Origin of the sequence: Paenibacillus sp. PsM32 (assembly GCF_030433815.1) — a bacterium.
GTDB classification, from domain to species: Bacteria; Bacillota; Bacilli; order Paenibacillales; family Paenibacillaceae; genus Saccharibacillus; species Saccharibacillus kyungheensis.
On record NZ_JARUWY010000007.1, the window covers coordinates 92,838 to 108,954 of the forward strand.

At 37.8% G+C, this 16,117-nt stretch carries 16 protein-coding genes and 1 pseudogene; 7 read left to right on the top strand and 10 right to left on the bottom strand.

Annotated elements, in window-relative coordinates; all coding sequences use genetic code 11:
- Positions 1-61 precede the first annotated feature (61 nt).
- On the bottom strand, positions 62-1,735 hold the full coding sequence (locus QCD85_RS14685; protein WP_301263074.1) for a two-component system sensor histidine kinase NtrB: 1,674 nt from the start codon (positions 1,733-1,735) through the stop codon (positions 62-64).
- Between the two features lie 305 nt (positions 1,736-2,040).
- Between QCD85_RS14685 and QCD85_RS14690 the strand changes: the two genes are divergently transcribed.
- Positions 2,041-3,309, top strand: a complete 1,269-nt coding sequence (locus QCD85_RS14690; RefSeq protein WP_301263160.1) for an NAD(P)/FAD-dependent oxidoreductase — start codon at positions 2,041-2,043, stop codon at positions 3,307-3,309.
- Positions 3,310-3,394: 85 nt separating this feature from the next.
- Here the strand turns inward: QCD85_RS14690 and QCD85_RS14695 are convergent, their stop codons facing one another.
- Entirely contained in the window at positions 3,395-4,270 is an 876-nt protein-coding gene (locus QCD85_RS14695) for a glycerophosphodiester phosphodiesterase family protein (RefSeq protein ID WP_301263075.1), read from the bottom strand.
- 695 nt (positions 4,271-4,965) lie between these two features.
- Here QCD85_RS14695 and QCD85_RS14700 point away from each other — a divergent pair.
- On the top strand, positions 4,966-5,433 hold the full coding sequence (locus QCD85_RS14700; protein WP_273614762.1) for a MarR family winged helix-turn-helix transcriptional regulator: 468 nt from the start codon (positions 4,966-4,968) through the stop codon (positions 5,431-5,433).
- A gap of 399 nt (positions 5,434-5,832) precedes the next feature.
- Here the strand turns inward: QCD85_RS14700 and QCD85_RS14705 are convergent, their stop codons facing one another.
- From QCD85_RS14705 to QCD85_RS14725, 5 genes are read right to left on the bottom strand one after another with little or no spacing between them, the layout of a single operon-like run.
- Positions 5,833-6,792 carry an NAD(P)H-dependent flavin oxidoreductase gene (locus tag QCD85_RS14705; protein ID WP_274171056.1) on the bottom strand — a complete coding sequence of 320 codons (960 nt, stop codon included), beginning with the start codon at positions 6,790-6,792 and terminating at the stop codon, positions 5,833-5,835.
- Positions 6,793-6,817: 25 nt separating this feature from the next.
- On the bottom strand, positions 6,818-7,621 hold the full coding sequence (locus QCD85_RS14710; protein ID WP_301263076.1) for an energy-coupling factor transporter transmembrane component T family protein: 804 nt from the start codon (positions 7,619-7,621) through the stop codon (positions 6,818-6,820).
- Positions 7,614-8,471, bottom strand: coding sequence for an ATP-binding cassette domain-containing protein (locus tag QCD85_RS14715; protein WP_301263077.1), 858 nt, complete (start codon positions 8,469-8,471; stop codon positions 7,614-7,616). Before QCD85_RS14715 ends, QCD85_RS14710 begins: the two co-directional genes overlap by 8 nt.
- Positions 8,447-9,256: an energy-coupling factor transporter ATPase gene (locus QCD85_RS14720; protein ID WP_301263078.1), complete on the bottom strand. Its 810-nt coding sequence runs from the start codon at positions 9,254-9,256 to the stop codon at positions 8,447-8,449. The genes QCD85_RS14715 and QCD85_RS14720 overlap by 25 nt, the downstream gene beginning before the upstream one ends.
- Before the next feature lie 12 nt (positions 9,257-9,268).
- Positions 9,269-9,820: a biotin transporter BioY gene (locus tag QCD85_RS14725; protein ID WP_273614757.1), complete on the bottom strand. Its 552-nt coding sequence runs from the start codon at positions 9,818-9,820 to the stop codon at positions 9,269-9,271.
- A 162-nt stretch (positions 9,821-9,982) separates the two neighbouring features.
- Between QCD85_RS14725 and QCD85_RS14730 the strand changes: the two are divergent.
- A pseudogene (locus tag QCD85_RS14730) lies at positions 9,983-10,538 on the top strand (hypothetical protein).
- 36 nt (positions 10,539-10,574) lie between these two features.
- A complete protein-coding gene (locus QCD85_RS14735; protein WP_301263079.1) occupies positions 10,575-11,138 on the top strand; it encodes a DMP19 family protein in 564 nt (187 codons plus the stop codon).
- 294 nt (positions 11,139-11,432) lie between these two features.
- On the opposite strand, the gene QCD85_RS14740 is transcribed toward QCD85_RS14735, so the two are convergent.
- Together QCD85_RS14740 and QCD85_RS14745 are read right to left on the bottom strand one after the other, a co-directional pair.
- The gene (locus tag QCD85_RS14740; RefSeq protein ID WP_301263080.1) at positions 11,433-11,801 is read right to left on the bottom strand and encodes an immunity 22 family protein; all 369 of its coding nucleotides are present in this window, start codon (positions 11,799-11,801) and stop codon (positions 11,433-11,435) included.
- Positions 11,802-12,627: 826 nt separating this feature from the next.
- Entirely contained in the window at positions 12,628-12,957 is a 330-nt protein-coding gene (locus QCD85_RS14745; protein WP_273614753.1) for a hypothetical protein, read from the bottom strand.
- Between the two features lie 207 nt (positions 12,958-13,164).
- Here QCD85_RS14745 and QCD85_RS14750 point away from each other — a divergent pair, with 207 nt between their 5' ends.
- The 3 genes from QCD85_RS14750 to QCD85_RS14760 all read left to right on the top strand — a co-directional run bounded on the left by QCD85_RS14750 (position 13,165) and on the right by QCD85_RS14760 (position 15,129).
- Positions 13,165-13,644 carry a GAF domain-containing protein gene (locus QCD85_RS14750; RefSeq protein WP_301263081.1) on the top strand — a complete coding sequence of 160 codons (480 nt, stop codon included), beginning with the start codon at positions 13,165-13,167 and terminating at the stop codon, positions 13,642-13,644.
- 121 nt (positions 13,645-13,765) lie between these two features.
- Entirely contained in the window at positions 13,766-14,362 is a 597-nt protein-coding gene (locus QCD85_RS14755; protein WP_301263082.1) for a hypothetical protein, read from the top strand.
- A 164-nt stretch (positions 14,363-14,526) separates the two neighbouring features.
- On the top strand, positions 14,527-15,129 hold the full coding sequence (locus QCD85_RS14760) for a nitroreductase family protein (protein WP_301263083.1): 603 nt from the start codon (positions 14,527-14,529) through the stop codon (positions 15,127-15,129).
- 217 nt (positions 15,130-15,346) lie between these two features.
- Here QCD85_RS14760 and QCD85_RS14765 read toward each other — a convergent pair whose 3' ends face one another.
- On the bottom strand, positions 15,347-16,027 hold the full coding sequence (locus tag QCD85_RS14765) for a hypothetical protein (protein WP_273614749.1): 681 nt from the start codon (positions 16,025-16,027) through the stop codon (positions 15,347-15,349).
- Positions 16,028-16,117: the final 90 nt, after the last annotated feature.

Genomic DNA, 16,117 nt, shown 5'->3' on the forward strand with positions numbered 1-16,117 from the left:
AGCAAGAGACAGAATCGAATACTTGTTAAGACAATACTGTAAAGAAAGTTTTAAATAGGCTTTAATCGATCTGATCGTATGCAGAATCAAATGTAACTATAAAGGTTGTTTTGATCCCTTGTTGCGATTCCACCTGAATCCGTCCATGATGACGTTCGACAATACTCAAGCACAACGATAATCCCAGACCAGTCCCTTTTGATTTGGTAGTATAAAAAGGCTCAAATAGCTTTTCTAGCTTATCTGGAGAAATACCTGGCCCTGTGTCTTGAATACTCATCGTGACTTCATTGCCGTTACTGTGAGTCTCTATCGTTAACTCACCTTTATCCTCCATCGCTTCCATCCCATTACGTGCTAAATTCAAAATCAGTTGCTTGATTTCTTTTGAATTCAAATTCAATTCAGGAATATTAGCACCCTGTACGAATACAATACTTTGTCCGCGTAGATTCGCATCTGCCCATAATAACGGAAGCAACTCTTCTATAATAGAATGTAAATGAATCCGTTGCTTCTCTACTACACGATTTTGAGCTAATGATAAAAAATCGTTAATAATACTATTCGCTCGATCCAGTTCATCCATCACAATCACATAATAATGATCTAGAGAAGGAGGACTCTTTTCTTGCATCAACTGTAAAAAGCCTCGCACGACCGCCATAGGATTGCGAATTTCATGTGTGATACTAGCCGCCATTTTGCCGACTAGACTTAATTGCTCTACATGGTTCAGTTCATTGCGTAATTGCTCGATCTCTGTTGTATCCTGACTCAATATCACCACACCGGATAACTCTTCTGAAGGCGTAAATAGCGGTACAATATTGACATAAAATGAACCATACCCTAGACGAAGTAATTTGTTAATCGTTTCTTGTCCGGATTGTGCTGCCTTGATTAGTATAATGATCTCGTACAGACCTGGTGTAATATCTTCTTTTTTTAAATCTGTAAGATGTAAGCCAATCGCAGACTCTAATGTAAGATCAGGAATTGAACGTTTTATCAATTGCAGAGCACTTGCATTAATAGCCGTGATTCGTCCATCTTCATCTAAAGATGTAATAATTAAAGGAGCTACATTCATAATCTGACGTAACTTTTCAGCTTCAGTAATAAATTTATTCGATAAACGAAGCATTTGTCGGTTCAATTGCTTCTTCTCTATAATACGTTCAATCGCTTGCACGCAATAATCGCCTGCACCCAATGCTGCTACAACAATCATTACAACAATAATCCACAGTTGCGTGTTCATCGGTAATGTATTTTCACTCAACATTGAAATTATCATAGATAATACAGCGCTTAACAAAATCAATATGGCGACAAATAAGCGTTTTACTTTTAACGTAGCTGTGCGAAAACGTAAAGAAAGAATACAGATAAATGGAAACAATAATAATCCGGTATCAATAAGTAACCCCGACCAATTCCAATGGTCATTAAATAAAAAATACATAATAATACCCAGACCTAGCAATACCATCCCTCGAAGAGGCCCTATATACATCACTCCTACAATCAATGAAACAACGCCCATATGAAGAGCGTACGGAGATGCACTATATATTGAGAAAAACCAACAAATCATTATACTGATGGCGAAAGAAAACACGACAACAGGAGAATACCCACGCCATGCTAATCGCCCATTATGCAAGGAATCGTAACCACTGCGTTCAATTACTCCCAAAAAGAAAAAAACAGCAGATCCTACAGCCAACATTTGCAGCAGAATTTCCTTGACGACAATGATAATGACGTGTCCCTCCTCTACAACTGTCCTATTTCGATTAAAGTATATCAGATACCATATTACAATATATAGTACCTTACTCTAAGATTTTGAAATCCTATACTCAATACCCTTGATGTCTACTATTATAAACAATAGTGCTACGTTAATTATTTTTGAATACTATTTATGAATTGTGCCCCTTTCCTACACCCATTAGTGGTATATTGAAAAAGAACGATTCTTTTAGATTCAAAGGGTCGATTCCTATTTTTAATACAAAGGAAAGATATATGTTGATATACGATATTATAGTTATTGGTGGCGGTTCAGCCGGGTTGATGGCAAGCGTCGCAGCAAGTGAAGATGGTGCTCGGGTATTACTGGTTGATAAAGGAAATAAATTAGGACGCAAACTCGGTATTTCTGGTGGTGGACGTTGTAATGTCACTAACGCTAAAGAAATCGACGACTTGATCAAATACATTCCGGGTAACGGACGTTTTTTATACAGTGCTCTCGCTAATTTTAGCAACCGTGATATTATGAGCTTTTTTGAAAATATGGGTATTCAACTTAAAGAAGAAGATAACGGCAGAATGTTTCCCGTATCTGACAAAGCCAAAACTGTTGTTGATGCTCTGGTCAACAAAGTTCGTTCGCAAGGAGTCGATATTCGCACCAATAGCCCTGTTGATGAAGTTCTCTATGATCAAGGGCAAGTGGTTGGCGTACGGCTTCGTTCTGCTGAAGTATTTAAAAGTAAAGCAGTTATTATTGCAGTCGGCGGTAAGTCTGTACCTCAGACCGGTTCTGAAGGCGATGGTTATGCCTGGGCAGAACAAGCAGGTCATACGATTACTGACCTCTATCCTACTGAAGTTCCGATGACTTCACCAGAACCTTTTATTCAGAGCAAAGAATTACAAGGATTATCTTTACGTGATATCGGCTTAACCGTCTGGAATCCGAAGGGCAAAAAGCTGATCTATCATGATGGGGATATGATATTTACCCATTTCGGGATATCTGGCCCTACCGCTCTAAGATGTAGTCAATATGTGGTCAAAGCACTCAAAAAATTCCCGGTGACTTCGATTATGGTGACACTGGATTTATTTCCTGCTAAATCGGTAGATGAAGTATATCAAGAAACATTGGCTTTAGCAGAGACCGATTCCAAAAAAGCGATCAAAAATGTGCTCAAAGGCTATCTACCCGAGCGGATGATTCCTATTATTTTGAGCAAATCAGGATTAGCTGACGATATTACATTCTATAATATTCCTCGTCAATTATGGTTGGAGATGGCTAAATTAATCAAAGCATTTCCAATCGCTATGCATGGTACATTGTCGATCAAGGAAGCTTTTGTAACAGGTGGCGGTGTCAATCTAAAAGAAGTTGATCCCAAAACGATGGAATCCAAACTGATGAATGGGCTATATTTTTGCGGTGAAGTGCTAGATATTCACGGCTATACCGGTGGATATAATATTACCGCTGCTTTTACAACAGGTTATAACGCAGGCAAAAGTGCAGCGCTTCAAGCTAGCTTTGTATAATCATTATATACTGCATTTGTGGATACACAAAAAGAAGCTTTTCCTATCATCAGGGAAAGCTTCTTTTTGATATTACGATAGCTATCTATTCATTCAGATAAGCATACAATCCTTCGGGATCATCCGTCTGAATCATATTAACACCGCGTCCAATATGCCAACCCCATCCTTCGGATACATCTACTCTAGAAATAATATCGGAATGCCCGCCACAGATCGAATCCCACATCGTATTCGTCCAAATTCGGCAACCATTTTGCTTGATTCGTTCTAGTACTTCTATAGAGATACGCTCATACTCTTCATATTCAAAACAAATCTCAAACGCTTGCGGATGTACCATAGCACAAATATAATCAATCTCATTAACCATCTCAGGGTTAGAATCATCAAGAATCTGCATATACAATGGTTGTTCTATTTTATTGTTTAGAAATGCGTGTACTTCTTCTGGACTGGCTGTGCTTTTGAATAATGCTTGCGATACAGTACCTGTGCGTTGTAACACTTCATATACTTGTTCCCGATAATCCCAACATTTATCCAAATTAATCATTACTTTATTTTTGGTTAAAATTAAAATTTCTTCTAATGTAGGAATACTGTAATTGGTTAAAGGTTGATTGGCTCCACCTTGATACCGACGTAAGCGTAATTCGCGTAACTGTCGAAAAGTCATTTCACGAATAGCGCCTGTTCCATTGGTCATTCGATCTACAGTCTCATCATGCATCAAAATTAAGACACCATCTGATGTCTGTTGAACATCGATCTCTATCATATCTGCTCCAGCTACGATTGAATATTGAATCGCTGCTAATGAATTTTCAGGCGCTTGCTTCCAATTTCCTCGATGCACCGTCATCATCACACGACCATTATGATCCCAAAAACTAGACAAAATCTCTGTTAACGAAGATTCGAAAGGTTGTTTTCTCGGCGTAGCTGTATGATTTCCCATTTATTATCATTCCTCTATTGTTTTATTCGGTATGATGAATTACATCTGATCAAAATTGATGTCTGCGTTATAACTGATCTTTATACTGTAATCAATAAGAGTCAAAATCAGTAGATAATTGATCTCTTTTTGTGTAAATTCATTTTTTTGATTATAAACAGCTTATACACAAATTAGTACCAGATATTAAGGTTTTACACACAAGTTATCAACAGGTTGTGAACAGATTGAGGATAGATTTCAGTAAAATAATTCCACACTATACAGCGAAAAATATAATTATGCAGATAAAATATGGGATAGATTGTGGAAAACTACTGATTTAGAGCACTTTTGCTATATATTCTATTCTGATTTTGCATATATTGTCCGTAAATAACCTTTTTCTTTATTTATACACATAGTTATCAACAGTATTTATCCACTTATACACAGTTAACACACAGCAAACAATTCATAAAAAAATCACTTTTTATGTAAAATCAATGTTTCAAAAATCGTTATCCACAATTTATACCATCATTGTTCGTTTGATTGGAATTTAATATTTAAATTTAATATTTAAAAAGTCTACCATTGTGACAAATCGCATGTTTTTTCAAAAAAATTACACGTAAAATAGATTTATATCCAATCCATTAATTCATTTGATGAATATATTCCACATTAAAATGCCTAGAAAGGGTGAATTTATCATGATTAATATGTCCATGAATGATACTGAACAATCGATGCATCTTTACCGCGTTTTTGCTAAAGCTTTTAAAAGTTTGAGTGAACATGCTGTAGCAGGAAGCAAAATTGAAGGCTTCAACTCTACTGCTTTTGCTGTAATGGAAGTTCTTTATTTTAAAAGCGCCCAACCGATCCAACAAATTGGTGCTAAATTATTACTACAAAGTGGTAATGTTACTTATGTGATCGACAAGTTAGAACACAGCGGATTGTTACGTCGCCATCCTTGCCCTACCGATCGTCGCGTAATCTATGCTGAATTGACTGATGTAGGACGCGCTGTGATGGATGATATTTATCCAAAATACGAAGAACGTCTGAACTATGCGCTAAGCGGTCTGAATTTCCAAGAGAAAGAACAAATGATTTTCTTACTTAAAAAATTAGGTATGGAAGCAGAACGTTTGTCTCCTGCTATGCGTAAATAAGTAGCTTGTACGTTAGCGTACGAATTGCAAAAAGGATCATTCCCTATTTTCTCCATCTTGTTTTAGGAGAGAATGCGAAATGATCCTTTTTTGGATTTTGTTTTTGGAAATGGGGGAGGGTGGGGTGGCGCTATGGGGAATTATCGTTCTTGTCGTCGCTGTTGTAAGCTGCTCCCTTGAATAACCGCTTTGCGGTAGGGATTAGCTTACAAAGGCGAGCGCTTCGCTCTTTCAGAACGGTAATTCCCCTCCACTTCACATCATGGGTGGTGGCATTTCAAGAAAAACATAGACCTTTGGGGCGGTGGGTACTGTAAAAAGATTTAAATATAATGCCTTTAAAGATTATGTTAGTTTTCTATACAATTAGAGATGCATATATCATCATATTTCAAATGATTATGTTGACCACTTTTGGCGGATGTCTTGGGCTTCTTGGGTCATTCGTTGGATGAGTTCAGAGACGGTTGGGATGTCTTTGATTAGGCCGATGACTTGTCCTGCCCAGGCGAATCCTTGTTCAGGTTGGTCGTCGTAGATCCAGCGTTTGTTGGCTTCTCCGCTGATATAGGATTTTAACGCTTCGTAGGTTGGTGTGACTTGTTCAACCTGTAGAATTTGATTGGTATAGTCAGTTCGTAATACTCTGGCTGGTGCTTTGATAGAGCGTTTGATAATAACGGTATCGGATGCGGCGCTATCGACCAGTGCTTTTTTGTATGAAGGCGAGGCATGGATACATTCGACTGTAGCGATAAAGCGTGTGCCCATTTCAATACCTTCTGCGCCCAGCGCATGAGCTGCCATCCATCCACGTCCGTCTCCGATTCCTCCTGAAGCAACTACCGGAATCTTCACAGCATCCACCACTTGAGGCACCAGTACCATAGTGCCGACATCATCAATACCTAGATGCCCGCCTCCTTCTTGTCCCACGACAATGACAGCGTCAGCGCCCAGTTGCTCGGCTTTTTGAGCTTGTCTAGGTGAAGACACTAGCACTAATGTTTTGATGTCTGTTGGTCGTAACATCTCAAGCACCGGTGCCGGGTTACCACCTGTAATGGTCACTACCGGTACTTGTTCATCAATAGCGACCTGCACTCGATCTTCATAGCCGAATCCATATTGTCCTATCGCAAAATTCACACCAAACGGCTTATCTGTTAAGGTACGCAGACGACGAATATCTTCGCGTAACGCTTCGGCATCTGGCAGGCTCATCGCTGTGATCTGACCGAGTCCTCCTGCATTACAGACCGCAGCAGCTAGATCAGAATAACCTAGATACGCCAGTCCTCCTTCGATAATCGGATATTCGATTTGCAATAACTCTGTGATTCTTGTTTTCCAGTTCATGATAACCATCCTTTACAGTATGCGTCTATCTATTCATTATATTTAATAATAACAGACTTACCGCAAATACGATGGCGATACCGATCACTATATAATCAATCGAGTGCAAGTGAAGTTGTCGATACGATGTTCTTCCTTTACCATTCCCATAAGCACGTGCATCGATTGCATCGCTTAGATGTTCAGCACGTTGAACAATAGTAAATAGAAGCGGAACTAGAATAGGGATATACGCTAATATGCGTTGCGGAAATCGCAGTGTTGTTATATCATATCCTCTTGCTTTTTGAGCTAGCAAAATACGCTCCAATTCTTCTAGAATAGTCGGGATAAATCGAATAGCAATCACAATCATAAGCGAAAATTGCTCAACAGGTACGTTTAGCTTAGACAGTGGCGACATTAATTTCTGTAGACCATATGCCAGTGTTAAAGGTTGGGTAGTCAGCGTTAGTATAGCCGCAAGTAAGATCAGTAAGACTATTCGCCATACAAAACGTCCTCCATTCTGTACCCCTTCTGTCGTAATCTCAAGCCATCCCCATGACCAGATGATATGCCCTTGTGTGAATAACAGATGATATGCAAACGTAAATAATAAAATGATCCATAACGGCTTCAATCCATGCCAAAACACCACAACCGGAATACGAGTCAAGTACACTAATCCGATAACAAATACACTGGCAATCAGATAGCTAATCCCTGTATGCAATCCGATAAAACTCAGCATCAGTATCAACAAACTGATTAATTTGATTCGTGGATCTAAGCGATGAAATATCGAATGAGTCTCTATATATTGACCGATAAGCACCTGATTACTCATAACTCTGTTCCTTTCGATGCCAGATCGGTAAGATGCGGGCGAAAATATCTTCTTCCCGACAACTATCTACCTCAATCTTCTGTCCGTACCATTGTTCGATCAACTGAAGTAACTGAATCGATTCTGGCAATATCAGTCCATGTTGTTCTAATAGATGCGACTGCTCAATCAACAAAGTAACCGGATCATACTGACCTATCAATACACCTTGATGCATCAATATAATCTCATCTGAATATTGAGCCACATCGTCCAGATGATGCGATACCAGAATAAGTGTACGATTATTTTGCTGTTGCCATTGGTGCAAATACTGTAACAACGTTGCTCGACCTATCGGATCAAGACCTGCGGTAGGTTCATCGACAATCAGCACTTGCGGATTCATCATCAAAATCGAAGCAAGCGCTACACGTCTTTTTTGCCCGCCACTTAATTGAAAAGGAGCTAGCTCTAGAACATCTTCAGACAGTCCGACTTGAGGCAAAATCTCTGCGAGCTTTTGCTGAATATGCGAAGTCGACCATCCTTGCTGTCTTGGTGCAAAAGCTAATTCCCTAGCTACAGTAGTCTCAAATAATTGATGCTCCGGATATTGAAACACATAACCAATCTCTGGTCGGACTTGTAATCGTCCTCTGGCATCTCTTAATACCGATTGATAATCTATCAGATATTCTCCTTGAATAACAGGAATTAATCCTTTCAATACTTGCACCAGTGTGGACTTGCCTGCGCCTGTCTGTCCAATCACTGAAATCCATTTGCCCGCTTCAATCGTACAATGAATATCTCGTAGCGCATCGTGTTCCTGATAACGTACACTTACGTGTTGGAGTTGATAGACCATTGTCTACGAATCGCCTCTTTCCAATCTGTTGCCACAGGAGTTGTGAGTTGTAAATGACGGTGAACATGGACAGCAAATGGAAGCTGTAATTGATAATCATTTACAGGTATCTCGTCAAAAAAAGAAGCAGGTGCTCCATCAAATACCAATCGACCTTGATCGATCAGCAATACTCGCTGTGCTGTCAGTACTTCATCCATATGATGTGTAATATGAATAATTGTAATTCCTTGTTGATGGAGCTGATGCATAATCGCAAGTATCTGCTCTCTCCCCTGCGGATCAAGCATTGACGTTGCTTCATCGAAAATAATCATCTGCGGACGCATCGCTAATATCGCGGCGATCGCTACCCGTTGCTTTTGCCCTCCAGATAATTGATGAGGTTGTGCATCGATATAAGATTCCATCTGTACCGCTTGTAATGCTTCTTGTACACGAGGTTGCATCTCAGCGCGGGGTAACGCTATATTTTCTAAGCCAAATAACACTTCATCCATCACAGTTGTGGTGATAAATTGATCTTCTGGATTCTGAAAAATATAGCCGATCTGTTGCCTGATCTCTGCTAGTTCATCTGGCTTGGACGTATCCCATTCATTCCAATGTACAGTCCCCTGCTTTGGTACAACCAAGCCATCGATTAACTTGGCGATAGTCGACTTGCCACAACCATTTGCCCCCACGATTGCTACAAATTCACCTTGCTGAATAGTCAAACTTATATCGTCGAGAACAGGTCGATCTTTTTTATAATAAAAATGAACATGATTCAATCTGAGCATAATTTCACTTCCTTAACGATTCGCCCTTGCTTCGATAGGACTAATTGCTTTTAACTGCCATACAATGATAGCGGCAATTACAGCTTTGATACAATCTCCTGGTAAAAAGGCTACGCCTCCTACAAGCCCTGCCCATACAGAAGTATTCGTTATGAACGCCATAAAAGGAGCACCAATTACATTGATTAACAACACGCCAAAAACGATATGAATCACAATCATTTTCCATACTTTTAAGCTTCCCCATACCTTTTCTGTTGCATAGCCGATACAAAAAGCCGCAATCGGCCAGCTTAATAGATAGCCACCCGTAGGCCCTACTAATACAGATAATCCTGCACGACCGCCCGGTAATACAGGTAGTCCGATAGCAACCAATACAAGAAATAGGATTAAACTAATACCGCTAATCTTTTTACCTAGAAATGCTCCAGCAATCATCACTCCAAGAGTCTGTACAGTAATTGGCACCGGAATAAATCCTAAAGGAATCGGTGGAACCAATGCTAATACGCTAATTAGTGCAGCAAATAAAGCCGCATATACCATTTCTTTTGTTGTCATTGTCTTACCTCCATCAATTGTTAACCACTTTATATAATTTAGGTTAACAATTAAAATAAGTCAATTTCTTTTTTTAAAGGCTCTGTTAAAGGTAAATGTTGATATTTGAATCCTATCAGAAACCTTAATATAATTAACATAAGAACAAATATTCGGGAGGTGATAAGGTGGAACAAAGCATTTAATAATCTATTAAGAGATATTGGTAATTTGATACATACAGAAAAAGAGCGAGCGTTTCAATGGATAAAACACTACATTGAACCTTATTCCTCTGTCGGTGGTCAGCTAATTAATGAAATGCGAGAAACTCTTTGATTGTATGTTCAAAGGTTATTCCTTACGAAAATCTGCTGAAATCGTAAGAGTTACTTGAATTATGCTTTTTATTGGAGACATAAACTGCTAAACGTACTTAAACAAATAGATTTTGAGAATTTTGAAGGTGGCGTTGAAGTTGAGGAGAACTATATCCTATAATCTGAAAAAGGTAAGCGAGGCATTTCAGAACGCAAACCTCGTAAGCGTGGTGGGAAATCTAAACATTGAGGGATCAGCTACGAACACGTCTGCGTTCTTGTTTCCAGCGGCCGAACAAAAGCAACTCCCAAGTAATGAAAGCACAAAACACAATATTAAAGAATTTCTATTAACATCCTTTGTATTTGAGATGATTGATACCTATGATAGCTTGTATCTATCTCGTTCTACCACTTAATTAAAGTTGATAGAAATTAGAAATGGAGGTTTAGTTATGAGTGAATACCGTGAAATAATTAAGAATTTAATTCAACTAAATCTTCTAACTAAGAATTCAGGCGAAGAAATTATCAATGAGATTGCATTAAACTTATATAATGAAGAGAATTATCATTTAACTGAAAGGGATACATTTTATAAGTTGCCTATTGTAATAAGAGATATAGTATTTGTAATTAACTTAGATACAGAACTGAATATGCAAGGTATTTTGGGTTTCTTAGAGAATTCAACAGGATTATTCTTAAATGATACGATAGAAACTTTACAACGAATACAGGCAAAAGAAGATTACGAAATACTAAAGTCAATAAAATCAATACTGGAACAAAACAATGTATCGACACAGGATTTAAGAAATAATGTAAATAATCAAATCAAATACTCTATAGCTACTTTTTCGGAAACTCACAGTTCTAAATATAATGATATGGTATCAGAAATTAGTGAAGTAGCTGATAAACTTTATCTTTATAATGGTGATAGAAACTTATTTGATTACCTTATAAAATACGTGGATACAAACAAAGATAATTTAGTAGAAGGGCTTAATAATTAAGTAGAATTTTTATTATCTTTACGGGAATTACACATTAATGAATTCCCTATTTCTTTTATTAATTATCAACATTAACAATTAACAGAGCCTTTTTAGTATGGATATGTTTTTCCGATGATCATCACATCAGTACTCTCTAGATTCCGTTGCAACACATCTTCTTCTGGAAATGGATTCATACCACCTGATGCGATTACGTATACGTCCTTCCATAAAGGAGTCTGCTGACATTATTGTATTACGTGAACAAGGTCAAATGAGTTAGCGTGATAAAATGTACCCCATAAAGCATTATCAAACAGAAAAAATAAAAATACCAACAAGCGTCAATCCATTGTACTTGGAACCGACAGTAACTGAACCATCAAAATCGATCATAGAGAAATAATGACTGGCTTGAGCAATCTTGAAAGCACTACATGCTCGTAAAAGCTCATCTTCAAACTGATCAGAATATGGCACCTCAATTATAACTTCTTCAACAGACGTGGGACCACCCGCATTATAAACCGAAAACTTATCCCAATCAAACCATTTCTTTTGGGTATCTTTGCAAAATCCACATTCGTTCCCGTACTTTTCAACATCGAAATATTTCTCCCATTCTCCATCACTACCATGGTAAATGCCAAGCCACACATGGATTTTCTTATCAGTTTTCATTAGTTACCTGCCTTTGATTTTTCTAGTTATAGATCTATCATTTCTTACATCGTGCCGTATGAACTTCTTTTTTATTCTTACCCCATCACGTTTTGTATTAGCTCTTCTCAACTAGGTCACTCTTGGTAAATGCAATAAATAATAATTCGTTTTACGAATACATCGTGTTTTGCCGATCCAGTGTATTTAACCAATCAAGATAAAGACCTATTTGATTATCTGAGAATGTAATTACTTCTATTTAGATTATAGTCTGCTACGTATATCGTCAAATAATGCTCTACAAACTCGATTCGTTTTGAAGACAAATCGTAACCTTTTTCTGATTTAAACTATACTTTTCCAAGCTATACGCAATACATTGTGCTGTTTGGAACAAAGTTCGATAAATATCTATCACAGCCACTTGATCTAGGCATGTAATTGCATAATCAATCAAAGGTTTAAAGATATTCATATCAGATTAAATCTATTATTTAGATATAACCATAAGAATCATCTATAATATTCTTTCATACAATCATCTGGTAAAAAGTCTATTGCTCCTCCTAGTCCTGTACATATGGATGTATGAATAGGTATAAATCCAACAAGGATAGAAGAATCAATGCTAATATGCTAATGAGTGCAGCAACTAAAGTCGCATATACCATTTCTTATGTTGTCATTATCTTACCCTGCTAATGGTTAACCAATTCATATAATTTAGGTTGACAATAAAAAGAAGTCAATTTCTTTTTCTCTATATACTAAAAAGAGCGCTGGTATTCGCTTGGGTAGCGAAGATCAGCGCTCTTCTCAATATCATCATTTTATTTAGACTTTATTACATGACTACAGAAGGTTCTTTATACGATTTGCGGCTACTACTTTGCTTGGAAGAACCTGGAACGACTTCTCCGCACAATAACGATAACCGTTTACGAATCGCTTTTAACTCTTGAATCCCTGTACCTGTAATTATATATTCATCGCTACTGGAGGTCAGCATATTTTCCTGCACCAGATATTCTAGTTCTTGCTTGATCTCACGTTCGCCTACACGATAACCCCGATCTTCCAGAAACGGTTGCATATCATTGACTGTTAATTTTTCTTCATTGGAATGGTGAAGTAGATGAATACGAATAAACAAATTCTGTACTTCAGCGTGCATAAATTCCTCTCCTTCCGGTTAATAGATTCACGCTGTAATTACCCGTCGCCCTAGAAGCGGAAACAATTTCTGGGTTATTTATTTATCATTTACCTAATTGTTGTCATTAGGCACAATTTCGACTTTACTATTTGCAAATAAATACACCAGTTGTATACTGTTCTATAGGCTTTATGGTTGTAATCTATCGGAAAAAAGGTGAAACTCATGTTTGAAAATATAGCGTATAGCGGTACACGTGAAGAACAATATCAGACCGCTTTGAGTCAATTGCAAAGTCTTATTACGGATGAGCCAGATCGTGTAGCAAATTTGGCAAATGCATCTGCGTTGTTAAAACAATGCTTGAACGATACCAACTGGGCAGGATTCTACCTGTATGATGGTAAAGAATTGGTATTAGGGCCTTTTCAAGGATTACCTGCTTGTATTCGCATCCCTTTAGGTAAAGGTGTATGTGGTACATCTGCTTCTGAACGTCGCACATTACGTATTGCAGATGTACACGAATTTCCCGGACATATCGCTTGCGATGCCGCTTCAAATAGCGAAATCGTTGTTCCTTTAGTAAAAGGCGACACTTTGATTGGTGTACTTGATATCGATAGCCCACTTAAAGAACGCTTTGATGCACAAGACCAAGCATTTTTAGAACAATTTGCTGAAATATTAGTCAAAGCGCTATAATTCTATAGCATGTATGTTCGTTGTTGTAAAAGATTAAAAAGTAGCTACTTTGATCTGATCAAGTAGCTACTTTTTTATGCGTTGTATCCATAATATATATGAAAGGACGAATATTCATCTGATGAAATTCCTAATAGCTCTTCTTGTGATTGTAGCAGGCGTAAGTGCAGGGTTGTATGCACAGCATCTTAATAAACAATCATCTGTGTCTAATGACTCAACGCTCGGTTACACTGAACCCCAAAAAGTATCTCACGAAGAAGAAGCACCTTTTTATCTCAAAAATAAAAATTTCACTTCTCTCTATACATACAAAAAGTTAAAAAACACCGATTTATTAATCGGTACTTCTCATATGCTGTCTACTTCTTTACCAGATGACACAGGCACTGCTCAATTTCGAGGAGCTTTAATTACTTTGTTTGGTGCACCTATTTTGCAATCACAAAATGCTGAACAAGCCTACGATTATATTATTCAAGCTCAAGATGACAATGGACATCAATGGATACTTACCGCATATGAAGGGCCAAGTGGTCCTGCTATTGGTGGCGATTCAACAGATCGTACAATTTATCCTGTCGCTAAAGACTTATTGCAAAAAATCGAATCTACACAACCTTCTTCCTTTGAAGAAAAAGTATATTATGAAGACTTTGGTAATACGATTGTGTATGGTTGTACACAAAACAAATGTTATTACAGCGGACACTCATAGAATAAATAATTGTATCCACATGTGTATAACTTTTTTCGAAAAGTTATCCCTATTTATCTTAATATTAAGATTATTTTCTTTTTTCTCTTGATTTATAACAAATTTGTAGTATCATTATAAAAGTAAGTAACAAACATTTAGATATTCCAAGGAGGAACCACATTATGGCTTTAGACTTTTTCCAAGCACTTGAAAACAGACGTTCTATCTATGTAATCAGCAAAGAATCTCCAATCGCAGATAACCGAATTCAAGAAATCGTTGAAGAAGCAGTAAAATATACTCCATCTTCTTTTAACTCACAAAGCGCACGCGTGGTTGTATTGCTAGGCGAGCAACATGATAAATTATGGGATATCACAACAGAAACGTTGCGTGGTATTGTAAATAACGAAGAAGCATTCCAAGGAACTGCTGACAAAATGAGCATGTTCAAAAACGGATATGGTACAGTATTGTTCTTCGAAGATACAGATATTATCACTAATCTTCAAAATCAATTTGAAGCATACAAAGACAACTTCCCACTTTGGGGACATCATGCTAACGGTATGTTGCAATTGGTGATCTGGACAGCTCTTGAAGCAGAAGGTCTAGGCGCTACACTACAACATTACAATCCAGTAATTGATGAAGAAGTAAAATCTACTTGGGATATTCCAGCACAATGGCAATTAGTTGCACAAATGCCTTTCGGTAAACCTGCGGCTCCTGCTGGCGAGAAAACATTCCAACCGGTTGAAGAACGCGTTAAAGTATACAAATAAGATTGGCACTAACCACATAAGTTAGGCGTAGATCTAACAGACTAATGCTATGTACTAGCTGTTAAATCATCAACTATCCATATGTATAACAAAAGCACCTCTTATCCGAAAAGATTCCCTGTGACTTAGGGAAGGTTTTCACCGATAAGAGGTGCTTTTTAATTAGCGTTTATCTTCTACATAGATGCAATCAAGAGCAGTTAAATGAATAGATCAATTAACCTGAACTTGTATCCTGATATTGCAAGCTAACGCGTTTAACATTACCGTCGGCATCCAGTTCCAACTGAACGGTTTTGCCTGTCATATCCGCTGCGCCAGCTTCTACATTTTCCTGGAAATCAGCCGCTTTGTTATAAGATACTTCTTTTTCACCTTTTTTGATCATAACGGTCTTCGTATCTTCACTTACATACGTTCCGATTGGATCTTTAGTAGTGTTGTCTGCATCGTTAGCTGCTGTAGCTAATTCTGCACTAACAGCGGATTGACTTTGATTATCAATTTTCACACTGATATCTTTGCCATCCATATTGTCTGGCAACGAATCGCCTTTTTCAAATGAACTTTTCTTCGGAATTACAACTTCATTACCGCTTACTTTGATCGTCAAATTATCTTCATTTTGACTGACAAATGTACCTACTACGTTAAAGTCAGCGTTCATATCTGATTTGTTTGGATCAGACGAATACTGTCTTAGATCCGCTAGATCAGATTGTTCGCTTGCATTTTTTTGGTCAGTAGTGCTGCTATCGGTCTGACCTGTATTTGGACCTTTATTTTCGGTCTGGTCTTGTGCAGCAGGTGTTGCATCCGGGTTGGAACATCCGGTTACTGCTCCTGCAATCAATAGACTGCCTAGTACAGTAAGTGTCGTATACTTAAATGATGTCATTGGAATGATGCCCCTCTCTTTGAGAACAATAGAATAACGATTCTGTATGCATCTTGCATTAGATGCTTTCGTTATCCTTTACCCCAAATA

What these genes read in the sequence shown, in the direction of transcription:
- QCD85_RS14685 (WP_301263074.1), bottom strand. Translation starts at nt 1,735, where the DNA reads ATGTTGGCTGTAGGATCTGCTGTTTTTTTCTTTTTGGGAGTAATTGAA.
- QCD85_RS14695 (WP_301263075.1), bottom strand. Translation starts at nt 4,270, where the DNA reads ATGGGAAATCATACAGCTACGCCGAGAAAACAACCTTTCGAATCTTCG.
- QCD85_RS14700 (WP_273614762.1), top strand. Translation starts at nt 4,966, where the DNA reads ATGATTAATATGTCCATGAATGATACTGAACAATCGATGCATCTTTAC.
- QCD85_RS14705 (WP_274171056.1), bottom strand. Translation starts at nt 6,792, where the DNA reads ATGAACTGGAAAACAAGAATCACAGAGTTATTGCAAATCGAATATCCG.
- QCD85_RS14710 (WP_301263076.1), bottom strand. Translation starts at nt 7,621, where the DNA reads ATGAGTAATCAGGTGCTTATCGGTCAATATATAGAGACTCATTCGATA.
- QCD85_RS14715 (WP_301263077.1), bottom strand. Translation starts at nt 8,471, where the DNA reads ATGGTCTATCAACTCCAACACGTAAGTGTACGTTATCAGGAACACGAT.
- QCD85_RS14720 (WP_301263078.1), bottom strand. Translation starts at nt 9,256, where the DNA reads ATGCTCAGATTGAATCATGTTCATTTTTATTATAAAAAAGATCGACCT.
- QCD85_RS14725 (WP_273614757.1), bottom strand. Translation starts at nt 9,820, where the DNA reads ATGACAACAAAAGAAATGGTATATGCGGCTTTATTTGCTGCACTAATT.
- QCD85_RS14735 (WP_301263079.1), top strand. Translation starts at nt 10,575, where the DNA reads ATGAGTGAATACCGTGAAATAATTAAGAATTTAATTCAACTAAATCTT.
- QCD85_RS14740 (WP_301263080.1), bottom strand. Translation starts at nt 11,801, where the DNA reads ATGAAAACTGATAAGAAAATCCATGTGTGGCTTGGCATTTACCATGGT.
- QCD85_RS14745 (WP_273614753.1), bottom strand. Translation starts at nt 12,957, where the DNA reads ATGCACGCTGAAGTACAGAATTTGTTTATTCGTATTCATCTACTTCAC.
- QCD85_RS14750 (WP_301263081.1), top strand. Translation starts at nt 13,165, where the DNA reads ATGTTTGAAAATATAGCGTATAGCGGTACACGTGAAGAACAATATCAG.
- QCD85_RS14755 (WP_301263082.1), top strand. Translation starts at nt 13,766, where the DNA reads ATGAAATTCCTAATAGCTCTTCTTGTGATTGTAGCAGGCGTAAGTGCA.
- QCD85_RS14760 (WP_301263083.1), top strand. Translation starts at nt 14,527, where the DNA reads ATGGCTTTAGACTTTTTCCAAGCACTTGAAAACAGACGTTCTATCTAT.
- QCD85_RS14765 (WP_273614749.1), bottom strand. Translation starts at nt 16,027, where the DNA reads ATGACATCATTTAAGTATACGACACTTACTGTACTAGGCAGTCTATTG.